Below are 24,122 nucleotides of genomic sequence, written 5' to 3'. Positions count from 1 at the left end.
TCGTCGTCGTCGCGCCGCCCTGGCACTCGGGAGCCACCTGGGTCGGGCAGCGCACTGACCTGAAGACTTCCGCCAGGCCGTACGGACAAGACGTACGGAACCGGCGGCCATGGACTACAGCTCCCGTGTGGCGAACGCGCCCCGGAGGCCGGCCCCGCGCCCCGTGCGCGGAGCCGTGCCGGACCGGATGTCAGCCGCGGCGCCCGGGAGCGTGACGGGAGAACCGCCCGCATGCTCAACAACGAAACCGAGAACACCCCCGCCGCCGACAGTGGCAGCCCCAGCGACAACCTGCCTCCGCGCAGGCGTCGCCGCGCTGCTTCCCGGCCGGCCGGCCCGCCCGGCGGCGTCGCCGCCGAGGTGCCCGTAGAGGCCGCCCCCGAGGCCGCCCCGGTCGCCGAGGAGGCTCCGGCCGCTCCGGCGCCGCGTGCCCGTCGCCGTGCCACCCGTGCCGTCGCCGCCCCGGCCGCCGAGGCGGCTGCCGCCGAGGTCGTGGTGGAGTCCGCGTCCGCTCCGGCTCCGGTAGCGGAGGAGGCTCCGGCCGCTCCGCCGCGTGCCCGTCGCCGTGCCACCCGTGCCGTCACCGCTCCGGCCGCCGTGGCCGAGGCCGCCCCGGCCGTCGTGGAGGCCGCTCCGGCTCCCGTGGTCGCCGAGGAGGCTCCGGCCGCTCCGGCGCCGCGTGCCCGTCGCCGTGCGACCCGTGCCGTCGCCGCCCCGGCCGCCGTGGCCGAGGCCGCCCCGGTCGTGGAGGAAGAGGAAGAGGCCGAGGAAGAGGTCCAGGCCGTCGCGGAGGAGGCCCCCAAGGCCGCCACCCGCGCCGTCACCGTCGCCGACGCCGTGGACGCCCCCAAGCGCGGCCGCCGCCGCGTCACCCGTTCCTCCGCTCCGGCCGCTCCGGCCGCCACCGCCGCTCCCGCCGCCGCGCAGCCCGCCGCCGCCGAGCCGGAGGCCGCCCCGGCCGGCCGCCGCCGCGCCGCGCGTCCCGCCGTGGCCGTCTTCCAGGCCCCGGTCTTCGCCGAGCCGATGTTCCAGACCCCGGAGACCGCGGCCATGGCCGCCGCGGCCGCTGCCGCCGCCGCTTCGGTGGAGGAGGCCGAGGAGGAAGAGGCCGAGGCCGCCGCCGAGGTCGAGGCCCCCGCCGCCCAGCCGGCCGGCCGTCGCCGCCGCCGTCGCGGTGCCGCCGAGCCCGTGGCCCCGGCCGAGCCGGAGCTCGTGGAGGAGGAGCCGGAGGCCGAGGCCGACGGGTTCGACGAGGACGAGTCCGACGAGTCGGGCGAGCGCCCCTCGCGCCGCCGCCGTCGCGGTGGCCGTCGCCGCCGCCGCGGTGAGGCCGCGGACCTGGACGAGTCCGCGTACGAGGAGACCGAGGGCGAGGCCGCCGCGCAGGAGGCCGAGCCGCAGGAAGCCGACCAGGAGGAAGAGGACGAGGAGTCCGAGGAGGCCCTCGGTTCCACCTCCAGCCGCCGCCGCCGCCGTCGTCGCCGCCGCAGCGGTGACGGTGCCGTCGAAGTCGAGGCGGGCGAGGAGGACGGTGTCCGCACCGTGCTCAAGGTCCGCGAGCCGCGCCCGGCGCGCGAGAAGGCCGAGCCGTCCGACGAGGTGCAGTCCATCAAGGGCTCGACCCGTCTGGAGGCGAAGAAGCAGCGCCGCCGCGAGGGCCGCGAGCAGGGCCGCCGCCGTGTGCCGATCATCACCGAGGCCGAGTTCCTGGCCCGCCGTGAGGCCGTCGAGCGCGTGATGGTCGTCCGCCAGTCCGGTGAGCGCACCCAGATCGGCGTCCTCGAGGACAACGTGCTCGTCGAGCACTACGTCAACAAGGAAGAGGCCACCTCGTACGTCGGCAACGTCTACCTGGGCAAGGTCCAGAACGTGCTGCCGTCGATGGAGGCCGCCTTCATCGACATCGGCAAGGGCCGCAACGCCGTCCTGTACGCCGGTGAGGTCAACTTCGAGGCGCTCGGCATGGCCAACGGGCCGCGCCGCATCGAGTCCGCCCTGAAGTCCGGCCAGTCGGTCCTGGTGCAGGTCACCAAGGACCCGATCGGCCACAAGGGCGCCCGCCTGACCAGCCAGGTCTCGCTGCCCGGCCGCTACCTGGTCTACGTGCCCGAGGGCTCGATGACCGGTATCAGCCGCAAGCTGCCCGACACCGAGCGTGCGCGTCTGAAGACCATCCTCAAGAAGATCGTCCCCGAGGACGCGGGCGTCATCGTGCGCACCGCCGCCGAGGGTGCGAGCGAGGACGAGCTGCGCCGCGACGTCGAGCGTCTGCAGGCGCAGTGGGAGGACATCCAGAAGAAGTCGAAGCAGATCACGACCTCGTCGCCGAGCCTGCTGTACGGCGAGCCGGACATGACGGTCCGCGTCGTGCGCGACATCTTCAACGAGGACTTCTCCAAGGTCATCATCAGTGGTGACAGTGCCTGGGAGACCATCCACGGCTACGTGAACCACGTGGCCCCGGACCTGGCCGACCGGCTCTCCCGCTGGACCTCCGAGGTCGACGTCTTCGCGACGTACCGGATCGACGAGCAGCTCGCCAAGGCGCTCGACCGCAAGGTGTGGCTGCCCTCGGGCGGCTCCCTCGTGATCGACAAGACCGAGGCGATGATCGTCATCGACGTCAACACCGGCAAGTTCACCGGTCAGGGCGGCAACCTGGAGGAGACCGTCACCAGGAACAACCTGGAGGCGGCCGAGGAGATCGTGCGCCAGCTGCGGCTGCGCGACCTGGGCGGCATCGTCGTCATCGACTTCATCGACATGGTCCTGGAGTCCAACCGCGACCTGGTGCTGCGGCGCATGCTGGAGTGCCTGGGCCGTGACCGGACGAAGCACCAGGTGGCCGAGGTCACCTCGCTGGGCCTGGTCCAGATGACCCGCAAGCGGGTGGGCCAGGGTCTGCTGGAGTCCTTCTCCGAGACCTGCGTCCACTGCAACGGCCGCGGTGTGATCGTGCACATGGAGACCCCGACCGCGGTCGGCGGCGGTGGCAACGGCAAGCGCGCCAAGCGCCGCGGTGGCCGCGCCCAGGAGCACGAGCACGAGCTGGAGACGGTCGAGACCGTCGACGCCGAGGTGCTGGAGGCCGAGACCGAGGCCGAGGTGGCCGCGGAGCTCGCCGCGCCGCGGGCCCTTCCGGAGCCGGCGTTCGTGCCGGACGAGGAGCTGTACAGCAGCCCGGCCGAGGCCGAGGCCGCCGCGGGCATCAGCGGCCGCCGCAACCGTCGCCGTGCCACCCGTAAGGCGACCGCTCCGGCGGGCGCCCCGCGCGGTGCGGAGCGGTTCGCCGCCCCGGCGCCGGCGGCCCCCGCGCCGGTGGCCCCGGTGGTGGAGGCGGAGCCGGTCACCGAGCCCGCGGACACGGTGCTGGAGCCGGCCGCCGAGGCCGTGGAGGCCGTGGAGACGGTCGAGGCCGCCCCGGCCGCGCCGGTGGACGAGGCCGCGCCGAAGGGCCGTACCCGTCGCCGGGCGACCCGCAAGGCGACCGCCCCGGAGCCGGAGCCCGTCGTGGCCCCGGAGCCCGTGGTCGTGGCCGAGCCGGAGCCGGTCGTGGAGGCCGCCGCCGAGCCGGTGGCCCCGGAGCCGGTCGTCGAGCCCGAGCCCGTGGTCGCCGAGACCCCGGCCGAGCCCGTCGTGGAGGCAGCTCCGGCCCGTCCGCGCCGTCGCGCAGTACGCAAGGCCACCGCGCCCGCGGGTGCGGCGGAGGCCGCGGTCGTGGTCGTCGAGGCCCCTGCCGCCGAGCCCGTCGCGGAGGCCGCTGCGGCCGAGGCACCGGCCGCCGAGGCCGAGGCCGAGGCGCCGGCTCCCGCCAAGAAGGCCGCCCGCAAGGCTCCGGCCAAGAAGGCGGCCACCACGGCGAAGAAGGCCCCGGCCAAGAAGGCGGCGGCCGCCAAGAAGACCGTCGCGAAGAAGGCGACGGCCAAGAAGACCACGGCGAAGCGGGCCACGAAGAAGACCGCGGCGGCGGAGCAGAGCGCTCCGTCCGTCACGGCTCCGACCGAGGCCTGATCCGTTCCGTGACCGTGGACCCCGCCTCCGGGCGGGGTCCACGGCGCCACGGGGCCCGGTTTGACCCTCCGGAACCAGCCCCGTAACCTAGACCGTCGGCGTGTCTTGAACGATTACCCGTTCAGCGTGCGTCGCGCTCCTGAGCACCCTCCTCCCGCACGACCGCGCAAGCGGCCGGGTCACGGGAGAGGCCGCTCGTCCAATCCGGATCACCGTGGGCCCCGGCCCGTGTGAGCGGCTGGCTTCAGGAGCATCCGTCCCGAGTGAGAGAGAGATCCGCGTGTACGCCATCGTGCGCAGCGGTGGTCGCCAGCACAAGGTTGCTGTCGGCGACATCGTTGAGGTTGACAAGATTTCCACTGCCAAGGCTGGCGACACGGTCGAGCTCTCGACCCTGCTCGTTGTCGACGGCGACGCCGTGACCAGCGACCCGTGGGTGCTGGCCGGGATCAAGGTCACGGCCGAGGTCGTGGACCACACCAAGGGCGCCAAGATCGACATCCTGCGCTACAAGAACAAGACCGGCTACCGCCGTCGCCAGGGTCACCGCCAGCAGTACACGGCGATCAAGGTCACCGGTATCCCCACGGCTGCGAAGTAAGAGGGACTGAGACATGGCACACAAGAAGGGCGCATCGTCCACCCGGAACGGGCGCGATTCCAACGCTCAGCGGCTCGGCGTGAAGCGCTTCGGCGGTCAGGTCGTTTCCGCCGGCGAGATCCTCGTCCGCCAGCGCGGCACCCACTTCCACCCGGGTGCGGGTGTCGGTCGCGGTGGCGACGACACGCTGTTCGCGCTGCTGCCGGGTGCGGTGCAGTTCGGTACGCACCGTGGCCGCAAGGTCGTCAACATCGTTCCGGCCGCCTGATCCAGCTCCTGCTGAATCACAAGCGTTCGTAACACCCCGAGGGCGGATCTCAGCTCTTCCCGGCGCAAGCCGGGAAGAGAGGTCCGCCCTCGGCGCGTTGTCACATAGACACGTTTAATGGGCAGCAAGGCCTGCCCGGGACATTCCCGTATGTATCTGGAGGAACACCCATGACCACCTTCGTGGACCGCGTCGAGCTGCACGTCGCCGCGGGTAACGGGGGCCACGGCTGCGCCTCCGTTCACCGGGAGAAGTTCAAGCCGCTCGGCGGCCCCGACGGCGGCAACGGCGGCCGTGGCGGTGACGTCATCCTGGTGGTGGAGCAGGCGATCACCACCCTGCTGGACTACCACCACAGCCCGCACCGCAAGGCCACCAACGGCAAGCCCGGCGAGGGCGGCAACCGCTCCGGCAAGGACGGCCAGGACCTGATCCTGCCCGTGCCGGACGGCACCGTCGTCCTCGACAAGGAGGGCAACGTCCTCGCCGACCTCGTCGGCCAGGGCACCACCTACGTCGCCGCCGAGGGCGGCCGCGGCGGCCTCGGCAACGCGGCGCTCTCCTCCGCCCGCCGCAAGGCCCCCGGCTTCGCGCTCCTCGGCGTCCCCGGCACCACCGGGGACATCGTCCTGGAGCTGAAGACCGTCGCCGACGTGGCGCTCGTCGGCTTCCCGAGCGCCGGCAAGTCCTCGCTGATCTCGGTGCTCTCCGCCGCCAAGCCGAAGATCGCGGACTACCCCTTCACCACCCTCGTCCCGAACCTGGGCGTGGTCACGGCCGGCTCGACCGTCTACACCATCGCCGACGTCCCGGGTCTGATCCCGGGCGCCAGCCAGGGCAAGGGCCTCGGCCTGGAGTTCCTGCGCCACGTCGAGCGCTGCTCGGTGCTCGTGCACGTGCTGGACACCGCCACCCTGGAGTCCGACCGCGACCCGGTGGGCGACCTCGACCTGATCGAGGAGGAGCTCAAGCTCTACGGCGGCGGCCTGGAGAAGCGTCCGCGCCTCGTCGTCCTGAACAAGGTCGACATCCCCGACGGCCAGGACCTCGCCGAGATGGTCCGCCCGGACCTGGAGGCACGCGGTTACAAGGTGTTCGAGGTCTCCGCGGTCGCCCGTACGGGTCTGAAGGAGCTCTCCTACTTCCTCGCCGAGGTCGTCGCCAAGGCGCGCGCCCGCAAGCCCAAGCAGGAGGCGACCCGTATCGTCATCCGCCCGAAGGCCGTGGACGACGCCGGCTTCACCGTCGCCTACGACGAGGTCGAGGACGTGTACCGCGTGCGCGGCGAGAAGCCGGAGCGCTGGGTGCGCCAGACCGACTTCAACAACGACGAGGCCGTCGGCTACCTCGCCGACCGGCTCAACCGCCTCGGTGTCGAGGACGCGCTGCGCAAGGCCGGTGCCAAGGCGGGCGACGGCGTCGCGATCGGCTCCGAGGAGAACGCGGTCGTCTTCGACTGGGAGCCGACCATGATGGCCGGCGCCGAGATGCTGGGCCGCCGCGGTGAGGACCACCGCCTGGAGGCCCCGCGTCCGGCCACCACGCGCCGCAAGGAGAAGGAAGCCAAGCGCGGCGACGCCGCACAGCAGGAGTACGACGAGTTCCGTCCCTTCTGACCGGTCGTGCCGGTCCGATTTGAAGTCGGCTTTACGCCGTTCGCCTAGGATCCTGCGGGTGAGCAGCAGCCATTCCAGCAGTGACACCGCCACGGGCCCCTCGGTCTCGGTGGTGGTCATCGCGTACAACGACGCCGGGCTCGTGGGCGAGGCCGTTTCCTCGGCCCTCGCCCAGGGCCCGGTGGTCGCCGAGGTCATCGCGGTCGACGACGCCTCCTCGGACGGCACCGCGGGCGTGCTGGACGCTCTGGCGGCGGCCCACCCGCGCCTGCGGGTCCTGCACCGCACGGAGAACAGCGGCGGCTGCGGTACCCCCCGCAACGACGGGATCGCCGCCGCGACCTCCCCGTACGTCCTCTTCCTCGACAGTGACGACGTCCTGCCGCCGGGCGCCGCCGAGGCGCTGCTGCGGGCGGCCGAGGAGCACCACGCCCCCGTCACCGTCGGCGCGTGCGTGCGCCGCGAGCTGCCCGAGGGCCGCGAAGTGCCCTGGATGCCCGGCCTGTACACGCCGGGCGACGTCATCGAGCGGCCCGCCGACCGGCCCGAGCTGGTCCGCGACACGCTCTGCGTCAACAAGCTGTACGACCGCGCCTTCCTGGAGAAGCACCGGATCCGCTTCCCCGACGGCCGGTTCGTGTACGAGGACTTCGTCTTCACCTCCCGCGTCCTGGCCGCCGCGCCCCGGATGGCGGTCGTCGGCGACCTCGTCTACGTGTGGCACGTGCGCCGCAGCGCCGCCCAGGTGTCCATCTCCCTGGACCGCAAGGACGTCGGCAACTGGCGTTCCCGCGTCGAGGCCCACCGCACCGCTTCCCGCACCCTCGCCGCCGCCTCCCCGGAGCTGGGCCGCGCCTGCCAGGTGAAGTTCCTCGACTACGACCTGCGCATGTACCTGCGCGAGCTCGGCGAGGACCCGGAGTACCGGGCCGCCTGGTGGACGCTGACCCGCGAGTACCTGGCCGGCTTCGACCCCGCCGACATCGACGCCGCGCCCGCCCGCGCCCGCTGGGCCGCCCGGGTGCTGGCGGCCGCCGAGACCCCGCCCGGGGACGTGGAGCGGCTGACGCGGTTCGCCGCCGAGCCGGCCCGGCTGCTGCCCCCGTACGCGCGTGACGCGGCCGGGGCGCCGGTGTGGAGCGCGGAGCTGCCCGTGCCGCTGGACGGGCTCGACGCCCTGCCGGTGGCGGAGCTGCCCGTCACCGTCGACGCCGAGCCCGCCGGGGCGGGGGCCGTCCGGATCCGGGTGCGCGACCTGTACGGGCGGCTCGCCGAGGCCGGTCCGCAGACCGTCCAGCTGGGCTTCCCGCCCCGGGCGGGGGGCGATCCCGTCCTGCTGCGCCCGGTGGAGCTGCGGGCCGCCGCCGACGGGGACGGGTGGAGCGCCGAGGTGCCCTTCCGGCTCGCCGCGCTGGCCGCCGAGGGGCGCCGCCGGGGGCTGCGCGGGATGCAGGCGTGGGACGTCCGGGTGGGCGTGCGCTGCGCCGACGGGAGCTCCCTGCACACCTCCCTGCGCCCCCTGGGCGGTCTGCTCCGCCGCAGGGCCCTGCCCAGCAGCCGGTACGGTGTTCTGCTGGCGCAGCCCTACCGCACGGCCGCGGGGGCGCTGGCCGTGCGTCTCGCGCCCGGTGCCGGGGGCGCGCTGACCTTCGTACGCAATCGCCTCGACCGCGCCCGCACGCGCAGGTCACGCTAGAGCTCGGGAGACACGCATGACATTTCTGATCACCGGTGGCGCCGGATACATCGGTGCGCACGTCGTCCGGGCGATGCTGCTCGCGGGTGAGAAGGTCGTGGTCTTCGACGACCTCTCCACGGGCCGGGAGGACCGCGTGCCGGAGGGCGTCCCGCTGGTGACGGCCTCGGTGCTGGACCGCCTCGCCCTGGACGAGGCCATCGCCGAGCACAAGATCACCGGCGTGGTGCACCTGGCGGGCAAGAAGCAGGTCGGCGAGTCCGTCGAGAAGCCGCTGTACTACTACCGCGAGAACGTGCAGGGCCTCACGGTGCTGCTGGAGGCCGTGGCGGCGGCGGGCATCCGCAACTTCCTGTTCTCCTCCTCCGCCTCCGTGTACGGCATGCCCGACGTGGACTCCGTCACCGAGGAGACCCCGTGCAAGCCGCTGAGCCCGTACGGCGAGACCAAGCTGGCCGGTGAGTGGCTGGTCCGTGCCGCGGGCAAGGCGCACGGCATCTCCACCGCCTGCCTGCGCTACTTCAACGTGGCCGGCGCGGCCGCCCCCGAGCTCGCGGACACCGGGGTCTTCAACCTGGTCCCGATGGTCTTCGAGCGCTACGACGCCGGCGAGGGCGCCCGGATCTTCGGTGACGACTACCCGACCCCGGACGGCACCTGCATCCGCGACTACATCCACGTGGAGGACCTCGCGGACGCCCATGTGGTGGCGGCCCGCCGGCTCGCCGAGTGGGGTGCGGCGGGGGACCACAAGGACCTCACCGTCAACATCGGGCGCGGCGAGGGCGTCTCCGTCAAGGAGATGGTCGAGCTGCTGAACGCGGGCACCGGGCACACCTACGCGCCGGTCGTCACCCCGCGGCGTCCCGGTGACCCGGCGAAGGTGGTGGCCTCGGCCGACCGGATCGCCTCGGAGCTGGGCTGGAAGGCGCGGCACGACGTCCGCGAGATGATCACCTCGGCGTGGGCCGGCTGGGAGGCCAACCGCAAGGGCGCGGGCCACCCGGACCACCACAGGGACGTCCACACGGTCTGAGCACCGCGTACACGAAGAGCCGCCCGCCCCGGACCAGGTCCGGGGCGGGCGGCTCCGTACGTGCGCGGGGGCGGGGTCAGCGCTCCAGGAAGGCGAACAGCTCTTCCCACCGGTCGGTGATCTCCGCGGGGGAGTAGCGCCGTACGTGGCGGAACGCCTCGTCGCCGAGCGCCTCGCGGGTCTCGCGGTCCGACATCAGGGTGTCCAGGTGTCCGGCCAGCTCCATCGTGTTGCCCAGGCGGGCCAGCAGCCCGTCCTCGCCGTGCCGCACGATCTCGCGCACCCCCGGCGCGCAGTCGAACGCGGCGACGGGCAGGCCCGCGGCCATCGCCTCCAGCAGGGTGATCGGGAAGCCCTCGGCCCGGGAGGCCTGTGCGAAGACGGAGGCCCCGCGCAGCGCGCCCAGGACGTCGGCGGTGCTGCCCATCCACTCCACGGAGTCGTCCAGGCCCAGCGAGGTGCAGTGCGCCCGCAGCGTCGCCTCCTCGGTGCCCGCGCCGTAGATCCGCAGGGTCCAGTCGGGGTGGTGCGGGGCCGCGTCCGCCCACGCGTCGAGCAGCAGGTCCACGCCCTTCTCGAAGGCGAGGCGGCCGACGCTCGCGACGACCTTCGCGGTGCGCGGGGCGGGGGAGTCCGGCACGAACGGCAGCGGGTTCGGCATGCTGGCGACGTTCTCCATGCCGGCCCGGATCCACAGGTCCGCGTCCTCCGGGGTGAGCACGAGCATCCGGTCCACCTCCGGGTAGAAGCGGCGGACCCGCGCACCCCGGGTGGAGGTCTGGCTGGCCTCGAAGGACTCGTGGCTCATGCCGATGACCGACAGCCCCTTGGTGTCGGCGAGGGCCACCCACTCCATCGCCCACACCTGGGTGACGATGACGACGGCGCCGGGCCGGGCCGCCCGGAACAGGGCGCTCAGCGTCTCCGCCCTGGCCCGCATGCCCGCCCGGCGGGCCGCCTGGCGGCGCCGCTCCGGGGCGTTGAGGCGGCCCTTGATGCCGCGCAGTCGGCGGGCCCTCGGCGGGTGGGTCTCGTACAGGGTGGTCATCTCGTACGGGAGGCCGTCCGGCAGCTGCTGGCGGATCTCCTCGGCGACGGGCGCGATGCCCAGGATGTGCACCCGGTGGCCCCGGTCGGTGAATAGCCGGGCCATCTGGTGCGACCAGGTGGTCACGCCGCCGAGCTCGTCCACGCTGTTGGAGACGATGAAGACGTCGCGGCCGCCCTGCGCCGCGGGCTCGTGGGGCTGCTGGCTCACTTGCCGCTCCTGGTGAAGAACTTCTCGACGATCCGGCGCGCGGCGTCCCCGCGGTCGTACTCGCCGAACTCGGCGAGGAATCGCTGGCGGGCCTCCGCGTACTTGGCGTCGGCCTCGTCGAACGCGGAGACGGCCTGCATCAGCTCGTCGGCCGTGGCCACCACGGGACCGGGCGCCTTCTCCTTCAGGTCGAAGTAGGTGCCGCGGATGTCGGTGGAGTACTTCTCGTAGTCGTACGCGAAGAACAGCATCGGCCGGTCCAGCACCGCGTAGTCGAACATCACGGACGAGTAGTCGGTGATCAGCCCGTCGGCGAGCGCCAGCAGCGGGGTGATGTCGTGGTGCCGGGACACGTCGACCACCCGCCCCGCCACCGACGGCGGCAGCGAGACGCTGTTGAGGTAGTGCGTGCGCACCAGCAGCGTGAAGCGGTCGCCGAGCCGGTCCGCGAACTCCTCCACGTCGAAGGGGAACTCGAAGCCCTCCACCGTGCCGTCCGCGCTCGCCCGGAAGGTCGGCGCGTACAGCAGCACCCGCTTGTCCGGGTCGATGCCCAGTTCGGCGGCGAGCGGGCCGCGCACGCGCTCCCCGCTGTCCGCCTCGGCGCGGTGGGCCTCGACCAGGGCGTCGTTGCGGGGGTAGCCGGTGCGCAGCAGCACCTCGTCGCGCAGCCGGAAGCCCTTGGCGAGGGTGCGCGCGTCGTGCTCGGAGCGGATCAGGAAGTGGTCGAAGCGGTTGACGGCCGCCTGGAATCGGTCCTGTGCGGCCCGGCCCTGTGCCTTGGTGCGGGGCTCGTGGAAGCCCATCCGCTTGAGCGCGGAGCCGTGCCAGGTCTGGATGTACGTGGTCCCGGGGCGCTTCGCCAGCGCCAGCGGGAAGCCCTGGTTGTCGACCCAGTACTCGGCCTGGGCCAGGGCCCGCAGGTACTGCCAGCTCCAGCGCTTGACCAGGGTGGCCTGCTCGGGGAAGCCCGTGGGCTTGGCGCCGGCGTAGGACCAGATCGCCTCGAAGGGGGCGCCCTGGCGGACCAGCTCCTCGTAGATCGCCTTCGGGCTGTCGCTGTACTGCTTGCCCATGTGGCTCTCGAAGACGACCGTGCCCTTCTTGACCGGCAGCTTCGAGAAGACCTCGTGGTAGACCTTCACCTTCTGCTCGCCCGAGCCGATGTTGCGGCGGGCCTTCAGGGCCCGGCGCAGGCTGCGCTTGACCAGGCCGGCGGCCTTGCCGTGCATGGCGCTGCCGAGCAGCGTCTGGGTGCGCACGGCGGCGGCGCCCTCGGCGGCCAGGACGTAGGAGAGGTTGCCCTTCTTGGTCACCTCGGGCTCGAAGCGGTCCGAGACCAGCCGGGTCAGGCGCGGGCGCACCCGCAGGCGGGCCGCCGATTCCAGGTCGACGCCGCCGACCGAGACGCGGGTGGTGAGCCGGTCGCCGCCGGCCGTCAGCTTCAGGCGCACGTCCCAGACGGCGTCGATGATGCCGAGGGGGCGGACGGTGCTGCCGACGTCGGCGGTGGCGGTCCACTCGATCGTGTTACCGGCGTGGCGCACGGTTGCCACCGGGAAGCTGAAGGAGCGCACCCCGATCTGCCGGCGGGCCCGGAACTCCAGGGAGGCCTTGAGCTCGGCGCCCTCCTGGATGCGGCCCAGGGGGTTCACGACGGCGCCGGACAGGGTGACGGTGCCGCGCCCGTCGTCCTCGTACGAGGTCAGGCGGTTGCCCAGAACCAGGGAGGACAGCGGGGCCGTGTGGAAGCCCTGGCCGGTGACGTCCAGTATCCGGCGGCCCTCCGCGTCGTCGAGGTGCTCGGCGCACCAGTAGACCCGCCCGTCACGCTCGGCCAGCGGGGAGGACAGCCGGCCCTTGTTGGTCATCGAGTCGGCGGCCGGGAGGAGGTTCTTCCAGTCCTCCTTGCCGAGCAGGTAGGCGCAGATGGCCTGGAGGTACGTGACGTTCTCGTACGCGGCCGGGTCGATGCCGGCGAGGTAGCCGTTGGCGAGCCGGGCGAACTCCTGGCGGTACGCGTCGCCCAGCAGCGGCAGGTCGCGCAGGTGCAGCACGAGGTCGTGCTTGAGGAACTTGGCGTCCTTCGCGGTCTTGATGGCGGTGTGGCCCTTGGCGGCCAGCAGCTCGTCGACCCGGCGGTGGATCTCCATCCGGTGGACGAAGTTCGCGATCTCGTGGCGCCGGTTGCTGATCGACTTGGCGGAGGCCTTCTCGACCACGTTCCAGTAGTAGACGTGGTTCGGGATCAGCGTGATGCGGCGGGCGGCGACGTAGGCCTGCGCCGAGAACAGCAGGTCCTCGTAGTGGATGCCGACCGGGAACTCCAGGCCCTGCTCCAGCAGGAAGGCGCGCCGGTAGCACTTGTTCGTGGAGAGGGTGTCGTAGACCAGCAGGTCCGGGTACTCGGTGATCGACTCCAGGGTGCGGGTGCGGGAGTAGATCCACGGGTACCACTCGGTGGTCTTGCCCCACCGGTTGTCGAGGTGGACGCGCACGCACATGCCCGAGACCAGGTCGGATCCGGTGCTCTCGGCGGCGGCCAGCATGTTCCGGCAGGCGTTGCGCTCCAGGACGTCGTCACTGTCCAGGAACATGACGTAGGTGCCGGTGGCCTGCTTGATGCCGTGGTTGCGCGGGGCGCCGCAGCCCCCGCTGTTCTCGGGCAGCTGGAAGGCGCGCACCCGCCCCGGGTTCGCCGCTTCCAGCTCCCGGGCGACCGCGTGGGAACGGTCCTTGCTGCAGTCGTCCACGATCACGACTTCGACCCCGTGCAGGGTCTGGTCCAAAACCGACTGGACGGCCGCCGGCAGACGCTCTGCGTCGTTGTAGACGATGACGACCACGGAGACGTCAGGCACGTGCACCTCGATCCCTTCGTTCCATTCCGCTTATTCAGTCAAAGCTACCGTGTGCCGCACGCGACGCGGGCAGGCCGACCACCGGCGTGCATACTTCTAAGGAAGAGGTGAGTGGCGGGTCCGGTCGCCGACAATCACCCGTAAGGACGCCAGCAGGAAGTGCTCATGACCAAGCTGTCGGTAGTTGTCCCCTGTTACAACGAAGAAGCCGTCATCGACCGGTTCGACGCCGAGATCCGCAGGGTGCTGGACGGTCTGCCCGTCGAGTACGAGGTCTGCTACGTCGACGACGGCAGCCGAGACGGGACCCTCGGCAAGCTCCGCAAGATCGCCGCCGAGCACGGGGACCAGACGCGCTACGTCTCCTTCAGCCGGAACTTCGGCAAGGAGGCGGGCATGCTCGCCGGGCTCCGCGAGGCCACCGGCGACGCCGTGGTCATCATGGACGCCGACCTCCAGCACCCGCCGGAGCTGATCGCCACCATGCTGGAGCACTACCGGCAGGGCCACGACCAGATCATCGCCCGGCGCACCCGCGAGGGCGACAAGAAGGTCCGCTCCGCGCTCAGCCGCCTCTACTACCGCGGGGTCAACCGCTGGGTCGACGTCGAGCTCACGGACGGCGTCGGCGACTTCCGCATGCTCTCGCGCCCCGCCGTCGACGCCCTGCTCGCGCTCCCCGAGTACAACCGCTTCTCCAAGGGCCTCTTCTCCTGGATCGGCTTCGACACCGTCCACTTCGACTACCAGAACGCCCAGCGCGAGGCGGGCGAGACCAAGTGGAAGTTCGGGTCCCTGCTGAACTACGGCATGGACGGGCTGATCTCCTTCAACAACAAGCCGCTGCGCCTCGGCATCTGGCTCGGCGTGTCGCTCGTCGCGCTGACCGGCCTGTACGCGCTGTGGATCACCATCATGGCGATCACCAACGGCATCGACTCGCCCGGTTACGTCACGATCGTCGCGATGATCGCCGGTATCGGCGGCATGCAGATGATCATGCTGGGGCTGATCGGCGAGTACATCGGCCGCATCTACTACGAGACCAAGCGCCGCCCGCACTTCCTGGTCAAGGAGGCCCACGGAGCCGACGCCGAGCGGATGCCCGGGATCTCCGAAGCCGTGATCGCGGAGCGCAGCCGCGGATGAGCGGCCCCAGCCGACGCGACCAGCTCGGCCAGATCTTCCGGTTCGCCCTGGTGGGCGGCGTGAACACCGGCACCTTCTTCGGCATCTACCTGCTGCTGCACCCGTGGATGCCCTACTTCGCCGCGTACACGCTCGCCTTCGTGCTGTCGATGATCGGGTCGTTCTTCATGAACACCTACTTCACCTACCGCACCCGCCCCACCTGGAAGAAGTTCCTCCTCTTCCCGCTGACGAACGTCACCAACTACGTCATCCAGTCCGCCGGGCTCTACGCCCTGGTCAGCTGGGCCGGAACGGACACCCGCATCGCGCCGCTGGTCGCGGCCGTCGTCGCCATCCCGTTCACCTTCCTGCTCTCGCGCAAGATCCTGATCCCCGGCACCGGGACCGTCGCCGGGCCCGCCGACGGCCCGGCGCGGGAACGCTCCTCGTCCACGGTCTGAAACCGGCGGGCGGGCCCGCCGCCCCACCCCGTAGATTGGGCCGGTCGGTCAGTGGGTTCTGCGGTGAGGGGAAAGACGTGTCAACGGCTAGGCAAGGTGTCGTGGACGCCCGCAGGATCGTGGTCAAGGTCGGCTCCTCCTCCCTGACCACCGCGGCGGGCGGGCTCGACGCCGACCGGGTGGACGCCCTGGTCGACGTACTCGCCAAGGCGCGCAGCGGCGGCGAGAAGGAGATCGTCCTGGTCTCCTCCGGAGCCATCGCGGCCGGCCTCTCCCCGCTCGGCCTGGCCCGCCGCCCCAAGGACCTCGCCCGGCAGCAGGCCGCCGCCAGCGTCGGCCAGGGCCTGCTCGTCGCCCGCTACACCGCCTCCTTCGCCCGCTACGGCGTCCGCGTCGGCCAGGTCCTGCTGACCACCGACGACACCAGCCGGCGCGCCCACTACCGCAACGCCTACCGGACCCTGGACCAGCTCCTGGCCATGGGCGCCCTGCCGGTCGTCAACGAGAACGACACCGTCGCCACCGACGAGATCCGCTTCGGCGACAACGACCGGCTGGCGGCCCTCGTGGCCCACCTGGTCCGCGCCGACCTCCTCGTCCTCCTCTCCGACGTCGACGGGCTCTACGACGGCGACCCGTCCCTGCCCGGCACCACCCGCATCGAAGAGGTGCGCGGTCCCGAGGACATCGCCCACGTCTCCATCGGCAGCGCCGGCAAGGCGGGCGTCGGCACCGGCGGCATGGTCACCAAGGTCGAGGCCGCGCGGATCGCCGCCGCCGCCGGGATCCCGGTGGTCCTGACCTCCGCCAGCCACGCCGCCAACGCACTGGCCGGCCGCGAGACCGGTACGCACTTCCACGCCACCGGCCGCCGCTCCGCCGACCGGCTGCTCTGGCTCCAGCACGCCTCCACCCCGCAGGGGCACCTGGTCCTGGACGACGGCGCCGTACGCGCCGTCACCGAACGCGGCAGCTCGCTGCTCGCCGCCGGCATCGCCGCCGTCGAAGGCGACTTCAGCGCCGGCGACCCCGTCGAACTGCGCGCCGCCGACGGCCGGGCCGTGGCCCGGGGCCTGGTCAACTTCGACGCGAAGGAACTCCCGCAGCTCCTCGGCCGCTCCACCCGTGAGCTTGCGCGGGAGCTCGGACCCGCGTACGAGCGGGAGGTCGTCCACCGCGACGATCTGGTGCTGCTCCAGGGCTGAGGTTCTGCAAAACCGCCGCGCGGCGGGCCGGGGACTGGTCAACTGTGGGGGGCGGACACGCGTAGCGCAGACAGGAGGCGGGCTGGTGAGACGAGCGCTGACCAGCGTGGGCGGCGGCGGGGACGAGCAGGCCGAGACCTCCCGCCTGTGGCACATCACCCTCAGCGTCTCCGGCAAGCCGGCGCCGCTGTCCGAGGTGCGGCGCGGGCTGGAGCAGCTCGCGCACGACCACCCCTTCCTGCTGACCAGCCGGTACGCCGACGACCACGCGGAGATCCGGTACTGGGAGGAGGCCCGCGACCTCCACGACGCGGCGGCCGTCGCTCTGAGGCTCTGGGGCGAACACCGCTCCTCGGCGCAGCTGCCGCCGTGGGAGATCGTCGGCCTGGAGGTCATCGACCGCCCCACGTACCACCAACGCGTCGCGGAGGGCTACGGCCCACCCCCGGCCCACCCGGTGGGCGTGCACCCTTATTAGACGCGCGCCTCGCGCGGCTCGGCCGCGGGCGGCCTCCCCGGCTTCGGCCCGCTGCGCCGGACTCCGTCCGCCGGACCTGGGGCGGGGCCGGTTCGCGTGGCCGGTGCCGGTGGGTCGTGCGCGGGTGGTGTGCCGCTGCGCGGGTTCGCCCCACCCCGCCCTTCCACCGTTCCCGCCTCAACGCCGGCGCGGCTCCAAAGCCCCGGGGCTCCGCCCCGGACCCCGTACGGGCGCTGCGCGCCCTGCGCCTCAAACGCCGCCGGGGCTGGATTTTCCAGCCCCGGCCGGCAATTCCAGCCTCGCCGGCGTTTGAGGCGCAGGGGGTCCGGGGGCGGAGCCCCCGGAAGGGGGTCCGGGCGCAGCCCGGGGAAGGGCGAAGGGCGGGTAGGGGACAAGTCCCGCGCAGCGGCGACCGGGACACGGCTCGGGCCGGCTCCGGCAGGTCGGGCGGGCCCGGCCCGTCTCGGGGGATGGAAGGCCCGGCGGAGCCCCCGGCGGCGGGGATTACCCTGGCCGCATGACCTCGCTCGACGACGCCACCGCCACCTCTCCCGTCACCGCCACCGCGCACGCGGCCCGCACCGCCGCCGCCGCCATCGCGCCACTCCCGCGGTCCGCCAAGGACACCGCCCTGCTGGCCATCGCGGACGCGCTGGAGGCCCGTACGGCCGAGATCGTCGCCGCCAACGCCGTCGACACCGACAAGGCTCGCGCCGCCGGCACCAGCGAGACCGTCATCGACCGCCTCACCCTCACCCCGGAGCGCGTCCGCGCCATCGCCTCCGACGTGCGCGACGTCGCGGCCCTGCCCGACCCCGTCGGCGAGGTCGTCCGCGGCTCCACCCTCCCCAACGGCATCGACCTCCGCCAGATCCGCGTCCCCCTCGGGGTCGTCGGCATCATCTACGAGGCCCGCCCCAACGTCACCGTCGACGCCGCCGCGCTCTGCCTGAAGTCCGGCAACGCCGTCCTCCTGCGCGGCAGCTCCTCCGCCTACGCCTCGAACACCGCCCTCGTCGGCATCCTGCGCGACGCCATCGAGGGCGCCGGCCTGCCCGCCGACGCGATCCAGCTCGTCCCCGGCGAGTCCCGCGACTCCGTCCGCGAGCTGATGCGCGCCCGCGGCCTCGTCGACGTGCTCATCCCGCGCGGCGGTGCCTCGCTCATCAAGACCGTCGTCGAAGAGTCCATCGTTCCGGTCATCGAGACCGGTACCGGCAACTGCCACGTCTACGTCGACGCCCAGGCCGACCTCGACATGGCCGTGGACATCCTCATCAACTCCAAGGCCCAGCGGCCCTCCGTCTGCAACGCCGCCGAGACCCTCCTCGTGCACCGCGACATCGCCGCCGCCTTCCTGCCGCGCGCCCTCGACGCGCTCGCCGACGCCGGCGTGACCGTCCACGGGGACGGCCGGGTGCTGGCCGCCGCCGAGGGGAGCAAGGTCACCGCCGTACCCGCCACCGACGAGGACTGGGCCGCCGAGTACCTGTCGTACGACATCGCCGCCGCCGTCGTGGACTCCCTCGACGACGCCGTCGCCCACATCCGCCGCTGGACCTCCGGCCACACCGAGGCGATCGTCACCACCTCGCAGGCCGCCGCCCGCCGCTTCACCCAGCTGGTCGACTCGACCACCGTCGCCGTGAACGCCTCCACCCGGTTCACGGACGGTGGCCAGTTCGGCTTCGGTGCCGAGATCGGGATCTCCACCCAGAAGCTGCACGCCCGGGGCCCGATGGGCCTTCCCGAGCTCACCTCCACCAAGTACATCGTCACCGGCGACGGTCACGTTCGGTAATCGCTGGTCGGACACGGCGTGGCCGGAATCAGGCTTACACCCTGCCCAAAGCAGCCCCCCAGGTCTACGCTGGTCCCGTGCCGGACGACGTGGGGGGCAAGCCGTTCCCGGACGACGGGGAGCCCGACGACGACCGCGGAGGCGCGGATCACGACTTCGCCTCCGTGGTGTTCGACGAGGACTTCGTCCGGAACGCCGAGATCCATGAACCGAGCGCGGCCGAGCGCCAGCGTGCGGCCGACCGGGCGCGCGCCGAGGCCGAGGCCGCCCGCGTCGCCGGAGGCTGGGCGGCCGACGACGACTACGGATACCCCGACGGGTACGGCCTGGACGACCCCGGATGGGAGCCCGGCCAGTACGGCCACGGCTACGCCGAAGGCCCGTACGGGGCCTACGGCGGAGCCATGCGCCCCTACCGCGGCCGCGCGCCCTGGCTGCGCCCCGTCGCGTGGGTGCTCGCCGTCGTGATGGGGCTCGGCATGGTCGCGCTGGCCTTCAGCGCCGTCTACCGCAGCGCCGCCGACGACCAGGACCCCGCACCCGCCCCGGCCAGTACGCCGCTCAGGGAAGTCACGGGCGTCGGCGCGTTTACGTACCCCGTCGGCCGCCAACCCTGAAGGTACGACCCCACTCGTTCGCTCCGGAGCTGGGGGCTTCTCTGAAGCGGGGACAGCGGGAGAAGCGATGGCCGTTCCAGGAGATCCGCCCAACGGCACCCCCGAAGGCATCGGCGGGGGTGACGACGAACTACGCCCGGACGAGTACCGCTCGGTGGTGTTCGACGAGGACTTCGTCCGTGCTGCCCGGCTCCAGGAGTTCTCCGCCCAGGAACGCATGGGCGAGCACGCCCGGGCCGTCCGCAGCCGCTCCATCTGGTCCGGCGGCGGCTCCGGCGGCCCCCGCACCGGCACCCCGGGCCGCGGCGCCCGTCAGGGCATGCTGCTCGTGCTGCTCATCGCATCGGCCTTCGCGATCGCCGTGTACATGGGCATGCGCAACCCGTACGTGCCCCCGCCCGGCGGCAACGCCGAGCCGCTGAGCAGCACCGTCGTCCCCCTGGCCCCGGCCGTCCCGGTGTCCGGCGGCCGCCCGGCCGACCTCTACGCGAACAGCCCGGCGGCCGAGTACCGGGTCGGGGCGGCCGGGATCACCCTCCCGGCCGTGCGCCGCACGCACCACTTCACCGAGAGCCAGGTCGTCGCCGCCCTCTCCATCGCCAAGGACTACCTGGTGCAGTCCTCGCTGGACCCGGACGTCCTCTCCGGCGCCGCCTCCCGGCCCGTGCGGGTGCTCCTGGACCCCGGGCAGCTGGCGCAGTTCGACGAGAGCGTGGCCTCGCCCTCCGGCGACGGCCGGCACGCCGTCACCGGCTGGCTGGTCCGCTTCGACCCCGCCACCGCCGCCGTCGCCGACAGCCGCGTCCGGGTGAGCGGGACCCTCGCCTTCCAGGAGCTGAACCCCGAGGTGCTGGAGGTGAGCACCGACCACACTTTCGTGTACGCCGTCCGGCCGGCGTCCGGGCCGCCCGCCGCCGCCGACGGGGCCTCGCTCTTCACCGTCCGCCGCGAGCTGCGCCTGCGCTTCGACCGGGAGGACCTCACGGCCCGCCGGGCGGAGGTGTCCTCGGCCTACGTGATGGCCGGGCCGCAGGACTGCGCCACCGAGCCCGCCGTGGGCTTCCGCCCCCTCCTGGCCGGCGCCGGGCCCACCACCGTGGGCCCGCCCGCGAGCGACCCGTACGCCAGCGGCCACCCCCGGCGCACGGCCGGGCTGTGCGGCGTGCTGGCACCGGCCGGGGCGCCGAGCAGCCCGCCGGCCCAGCCCCAGCAGCCCCCGCCGGCCTCCGTCAGTCCCGCTCGCCCGAGCCCGAGCCCGTAGAGCCGGTGGGACCCGCGGAGCCCTTGGCGTCGCCGGAGCCGCCGGAGTCCCGGGTGGCGCCGCCGCCCGATCCGGTGAACCTGTCGCGCAGCTTCCCGCCCAGGTCGCCCGCGCCGCCGGCGATGTCGCCGACCAGCTTCATCAGCGGATCCTTGCTGGTGCGCACGGACTCCGCGTAGTGCGAGGCGGACTGGCGGAAGGAGTCGGTCACCGAGGTGTCCTTGTCCTCCTCCCGACGCGGGTAGTGCCCGTCCATGATCCGCTGGTGGTCCCGGCTCTGGGACCACTTCTTCAGCTCGGCCGCCCGCACCGTCGTGAAGGGGTGGGTGCGCGGCAGCACGTTGAGGATCTTCAGGACGGAGTCGCGCAGGTCGCCGCTCTCCTCGTACTCCTCGGCCTGGGCGAGGAAGGCGTCGACGTTCATCTCGTGGAGGTGGTTGCCGCCCGCGATCTTCATCAGGCCGCGCATCGAGGCGTTCACGTCCTGCCCGACCAGCAGTCCCGCCCGGTCCGCCGACAGCTCCGACTTGCGGAACCACTCGCGCAGCGCGGTGACGATCGCCATGATCGCCACATTGCCCAGCGGGATCCACGCCACCTTCAGCGCCAGGTTCGTCAGGAACAGCAGCACCGTGCGGTACACGGAGTGCCCCGACAGCGCGTGGCCCACCTCGTGGCCCACGACCGCCCGCATCTCCTCCTCGTCGAGCAGCTCGACCAGCCCCGTGGTCACCACGATGATCGGCTCGTCCAGCCCGATGCACATCGCGTTGGGCTTCGGGTCCTGCTGCACGTACATCTGGGGGACCTTCTCCAGGTCCAGGATGTAACAGGCGTCGCGCAGCATCTCGTGCAGGTGCGGGAACTGGGTCTCGCCCACCCGCACCGAGTCCGACAGGAACAGCAGCCGCAGGCTGCGCTCCGGGAGCAGCCCGCTGAGGGCCTTGAACACCGTGTCGAATCCGGCGAGTTTGCGTAGCGCGACCAGCGCCGAGCGGTCCGCCGGATGCTCGTAGGCCCGCGAGGAAATTCCCGGGAACCTCTTGCGATTGCGTGCCGGTGACGTCTCGGAACCGGTGTCCGTCATGGCGCCCTCCCCCTGGGTCGGCTGTGGTGACGTGCGTCCATCCTCTCCAACGCCTGAGTCGGCGTGAGCGTGCCCGGGGCCCCCGCATACGATGTGAGGGAAGTCTCCGCTCGCTCCCCGACTCGATAGGTACCTGCCTGATGAGCCTCTCCACCACCGCCCACAACCTGGTCCTGCTCGCTGCGGAGGAAGGCGGGCAGCACGGCGGCAACCACGACAGCCTGAACCCGTACCTGACCGGTGGCGCTGCGCTCGTCATCCTGCTGCTCATGCTCTGGGTGACCACCCGCCTGAACCGCGACCGCTAGGCCGGGCTCCTCGTACGCACCGGGCCGCCGCACGCGCGTCACCGGGCCAGTAGGCTCTGCGCTCATGGGAGAGCAGGAAATGCCTACGGGCCCGGTCAAGCGCCGGCTCGGAGTGATGGGCGGGACGTTCGACCCGATCCACCACGGACACCTGGTGGCCGCCAGTGAGGTGGCCGCCCTGTTCCACCTCGACGAGGTGGTCTTCGTACCCACGGGCGAACCGTGGCAGAAGTCGCAGCGGGCCGTGTCACCCGCCGAGGACCGCTACCTCATGACGGTCATCGCGACCGCCTCCAACCCGCAGTTCTCCGTGAGCCGCATCGACATCGACCGCGGCGGCCCGACGTACACCATCGACACCCTGCGGGACCTGAGCGCGCTCAACGCCGACGCCGACCTGTTCTTCATCACCGGTGCCGATGCCCTCGCCCAGATCCTGACCTGGCGCAACGCGGACGAGCTGTTCTCCCTCGCCCACTTCATCGGAGTGACCCGGCCCGGCCACGTCCTCACCGACGACGGACTGCCCGAGGGCGGGGTCTCGCTGGTCGAGGTCCCCGCGCTCGCGATCTCCTCCACGGACTGCCGCACGCGGGTCGCCCAGGGCGACCCGGTCTGGTATCTGGTTCCGGACGGTGTGGTGCGCTACATCGACAAGCGCGAGCTGTACCGGGGAGCCTGAGCTTCCGGAGAGAGGGGCCCCGCGGTGAACGACCCACAGGATCCGTACGACCCGTACGCCGCCCAGCAGCAGCTCATCGGCTACGACGCGTACGGCAGACCCGTGTACGGCCGGGTGACCGCGCAGCCCGTACAGCCCGCCCCGCCCCCGTACGGGCAGCAGTACCAGCAGTACGCGCAGTACCCCCAGTACGAGCAGCCGTACCAGGAACCGCAGGGATACGACCCGTACCCGGGGCAGCAGGAGCACCAGCAGTGGATCCCGCAGCAGAGCGCCCCCCAGCAGCAGCCGGCCCCGGCACCGGCCCCCGCGGCAGCGCAGGTGCCCGAGCCGCGCCGGGCGGCGCCCGCCGAGTCGGCCGCCGGTGTCACGGACGCCCCCGGCGGCCGTGACTACCGCACGGAGCAGTTCGCCTTCATCGACCAGCCCGACGAGGACTCCGAGGACGTCATCGACTGGCTCGCCTTCACCGAGAGCCGGACCGAGCGCCGCGAGGAGGCCCGCCGCCGGGGCCGCAACCGGGTCGTGGCGCTGGTCGTCGTCCTCGCCCTGTCCGCCGTGGGCGGGCTGGGCTACCTCTGGTACGCGGGCAGGCTGCCCTTCCTCGACGGCCCCGGGCAGAAGAAGGGCGCCGCGGCCGCCGCGGGCGCGCAGAAGCGCGACATGATCGTCGTCCACCTGCACAACACCAAGCGGGGCGGCAGCTCCACCGCCCTCCTCGTGGACAACGTCACGACCGAACGGGGCGCCACCGTCCTGATCCCCAACACCCTGGCCGTCCCCAAGCAGGACGGCACCGGCACCTTCCTCGGCAAGGCCGTCGAGGAAGGCGGCCTCGGCACCCGCGAGTCCCTCGACACCGTCCTCGGCACCCGCATCGGCGGCACCTGGCGCCTGGACACCCCGTTCCTGGAGCGCCTCGTCGAGCTGGTCGGGGGCATCGAGGTGGACACCGACGCCGCCGTCCCGGCCGACGAGCAGGCCAAGACCCCGGCCGTGGCGCAGGGGCGCGGGCAGAGCCTGACCGGGGCGATGGCCGTCGCGTACGCCACGTACCGGGGCCGGGGCGAACCGGAGGCCAGGCAGCTGGAGCGCACCGGCAAGGTGCTCTACGCCGTCCTCCGCAAGATCCCGGGCGACCCGAAGGCGGCGGCCACGACCGTCGAGAGCATGGGCCAGATCCTCGACCCGGGGCTCGACGCGCAGAGCCTCGGGGGGCTGCTGTCGCGGATCGGCGAGCACGCCAAGGTGGCGGCGTACCGCACCGAGGTGCTCACCGTGAAGCCGGACGGCGGTCTGACCGACGAGGCCAACCGGAAGGTGGTCAAGGAGATCCTCGGCGGTTCCTTCAGCGCGGCCCAGCCCGGCGCCGCCCCGCGGGTCGGCCTCAAGGACGCCACCGGGGACGAGAAGGCGCAGGTCGCGGCGAAGGCGGCGCTGCTCAACGGCGGCTACGGCTTCGTGGACGGCGGCAAGGCCGACCGGACGGCGGCCGCCACGCAGATCACGTACCAGGACGAGGCCCAGCGGGACCGGGCGGTCGACGTCGCCAAGACGCTGGGGCTGCCGGAGACGGCCGTGAAGAAGGCCGAGAACCCGGTGAACGCGGACGTCGTGGTGGTGCTGGGCAGGGACTACAAGCCGTCCTGACGGGCGGGCCGGGGGGGGGGGGGGGGGGGCCCCCCCCGCCCCGACCCCCCCCCCCCCCCCCCCCCCCCCCCCCGGCTCGCCGGGCACAAGAGGG

19 protein-coding genes are annotated in these 24,122 nt (G+C 72.7%); 16 read left to right on the top strand and 3 right to left on the bottom strand.

Features of this window, described 5'->3' with window-relative positions; translation table 11 throughout:
* Positions 1-231 precede the first annotated feature (231 nt).
* The 6 genes from ACZ7IF_RS18575 (at position 232) to galE (ending at position 9,228) form a co-directional block, all read left to right on the top strand.
* Positions 232-4,011 carry an Rne/Rng family ribonuclease gene (locus tag ACZ7IF_RS18575; protein ID WP_470972365.1) on the top strand — a complete coding sequence of 1,260 codons (3,780 nt, stop codon included), beginning with the start codon at positions 232-234 and terminating at the stop codon, positions 4,009-4,011.
* 280 nt (positions 4,012-4,291) lie between these two features.
* Positions 4,292-4,612: a 50S ribosomal protein L21 gene (gene rplU, locus ACZ7IF_RS18570; protein ID WP_007264039.1), complete on the top strand. Its 321-nt coding sequence runs from the start codon at positions 4,292-4,294 to the stop codon at positions 4,610-4,612.
* Between the two features lie 13 nt (positions 4,613-4,625).
* Positions 4,626-4,880, top strand: a complete 255-nt coding sequence (gene rpmA / locus ACZ7IF_RS18565; protein WP_007264038.1) for a 50S ribosomal protein L27 — start codon at positions 4,626-4,628, stop codon at positions 4,878-4,880.
* A 170-nt stretch (positions 4,881-5,050) separates the two neighbouring features.
* A complete protein-coding gene (obgE, locus tag ACZ7IF_RS18560; RefSeq protein ID WP_470972363.1) occupies positions 5,051-6,496 on the top strand; it encodes a GTPase ObgE in 1,446 nt (481 codons plus the stop codon).
* Positions 6,497-6,554: 58 nt separating this feature from the next.
* Positions 6,555-8,192 (top strand): glycosyltransferase, encoded by a 1,638-nt coding sequence (locus tag ACZ7IF_RS18555; RefSeq protein ID WP_470972361.1) that lies wholly within the window; start codon positions 6,555-6,557, stop codon positions 8,190-8,192.
* A gap of 16 nt (positions 8,193-8,208) precedes the next feature.
* Positions 8,209-9,228, top strand: coding sequence for a UDP-glucose 4-epimerase GalE (gene galE / locus ACZ7IF_RS18550; protein ID WP_470972359.1), 1,020 nt, complete (start codon positions 8,209-8,211; stop codon positions 9,226-9,228).
* Between the two features lie 76 nt (positions 9,229-9,304).
* Here galE and ACZ7IF_RS18545 read toward each other — a convergent pair whose 3' ends face one another.
* Together ACZ7IF_RS18545 and ACZ7IF_RS18540 are read right to left on the bottom strand one after the other, a co-directional pair.
* On the bottom strand, positions 9,305-10,486 hold the full coding sequence (locus ACZ7IF_RS18545; protein ID WP_470972357.1) for a glycosyltransferase: 1,182 nt from the start codon (positions 10,484-10,486) through the stop codon (positions 9,305-9,307).
* Positions 10,483-13,353 (bottom strand): bifunctional glycosyltransferase/CDP-glycerol:glycerophosphate glycerophosphotransferase, encoded by a 2,871-nt coding sequence (locus ACZ7IF_RS18540; RefSeq protein ID WP_470972355.1) that lies wholly within the window; start codon positions 13,351-13,353, stop codon positions 10,483-10,485. Before ACZ7IF_RS18540 ends, ACZ7IF_RS18545 begins: the two co-directional genes overlap by 4 nt.
* 159 nt (positions 13,354-13,512) lie before the next feature.
* Between ACZ7IF_RS18540 and ACZ7IF_RS18535 the strand changes: the two genes are divergently transcribed.
* From ACZ7IF_RS18535 to ACZ7IF_RS18505, 7 genes are all read left to right on the top strand, one after another.
* A complete protein-coding gene (locus tag ACZ7IF_RS18535; protein ID WP_470972353.1) occupies positions 13,513-14,496 on the top strand; it encodes a glycosyltransferase family 2 protein in 984 nt (327 codons plus the stop codon).
* Positions 14,493-14,939, top strand: coding sequence for a GtrA family protein (locus ACZ7IF_RS18530; protein WP_470972351.1), 447 nt, complete (start codon positions 14,493-14,495; stop codon positions 14,937-14,939). The genes ACZ7IF_RS18535 and ACZ7IF_RS18530 overlap by 4 nt, the downstream gene beginning before the upstream one ends.
* 77 nt (positions 14,940-15,016) lie before the next feature.
* Positions 15,017-16,144: a glutamate 5-kinase gene (gene proB / locus ACZ7IF_RS18525; protein ID WP_470972348.1), complete on the top strand. Its 1,128-nt coding sequence runs from the start codon at positions 15,017-15,019 to the stop codon at positions 16,142-16,144.
* Positions 16,065-16,622 (top strand): hypothetical protein, encoded by a 558-nt coding sequence (locus tag ACZ7IF_RS18520; protein WP_470972346.1) that lies wholly within the window; start codon positions 16,065-16,067, stop codon positions 16,620-16,622. Before proB ends, ACZ7IF_RS18520 begins: the two co-directional genes overlap by 80 nt.
* A 517-nt stretch (positions 16,623-17,139) precedes the next feature.
* Positions 17,140-18,423: a glutamate-5-semialdehyde dehydrogenase gene (locus tag ACZ7IF_RS18515; RefSeq protein ID WP_470972344.1), complete on the top strand. Its 1,284-nt coding sequence runs from the start codon at positions 17,140-17,142 to the stop codon at positions 18,421-18,423.
* A 77-nt stretch (positions 18,424-18,500) separates the two neighbouring features.
* Complete coding sequence (locus ACZ7IF_RS18510) at positions 18,501-19,040, top strand: SCO2584 family spore wall biosynthesis protein (protein ID WP_470972342.1); 540 nt, start codon at positions 18,501-18,503, stop codon at positions 19,038-19,040.
* 67 nt (positions 19,041-19,107) lie between these two features.
* Positions 19,108-20,301, top strand: coding sequence for an SCO2583 family membrane protein (locus tag ACZ7IF_RS18505; protein ID WP_470972340.1), 1,194 nt, complete (start codon positions 19,108-19,110; stop codon positions 20,299-20,301).
* On the opposite strand, the gene ACZ7IF_RS18500 is transcribed toward ACZ7IF_RS18505, so the two are convergent.
* Complete coding sequence (locus tag ACZ7IF_RS18500; protein WP_470972338.1) at positions 20,270-21,388, bottom strand: M48 family metallopeptidase; 1,119 nt, start codon at positions 21,386-21,388, stop codon at positions 20,270-20,272. The two genes, ACZ7IF_RS18505 and ACZ7IF_RS18500, sit on opposite strands and share 32 nt — an antisense overlap.
* 140 nt (positions 21,389-21,528) lie before the next feature.
* Here ACZ7IF_RS18500 and ACZ7IF_RS18495 point away from each other — a divergent pair, with 140 nt between their 5' ends.
* The 3 genes from ACZ7IF_RS18495 to ACZ7IF_RS18485 all read left to right on the top strand — a co-directional run bounded on the left by ACZ7IF_RS18495 (position 21,529) and on the right by ACZ7IF_RS18485 (position 24,028).
* The gene (locus ACZ7IF_RS18495; protein WP_470972335.1) at positions 21,529-21,696 is read left to right on the top strand and encodes a hypothetical protein; all 168 of its coding nucleotides are present in this window, start codon (positions 21,529-21,531) and stop codon (positions 21,694-21,696) included.
* 64 nt (positions 21,697-21,760) lie between these two features.
* Positions 21,761-22,378, top strand: coding sequence for a nicotinate-nucleotide adenylyltransferase (gene nadD, locus ACZ7IF_RS18490; protein ID WP_007264023.1), 618 nt, complete (start codon positions 21,761-21,763; stop codon positions 22,376-22,378).
* Between the two features lie 24 nt (positions 22,379-22,402).
* A complete protein-coding gene (locus ACZ7IF_RS18485) occupies positions 22,403-24,028 on the top strand; it encodes an LCP family protein (RefSeq protein WP_470972332.1) in 1,626 nt (541 codons plus the stop codon).
* Positions 24,029-24,122 lie beyond the last annotated feature (94 nt).

This window comes from Streptomyces sp. NPDC037421, assembly GCF_055602105.1.
Note: the sequence above shows the minus strand (reverse complement) of the source record. Positions and strands in the feature narration are given on the sequence as shown.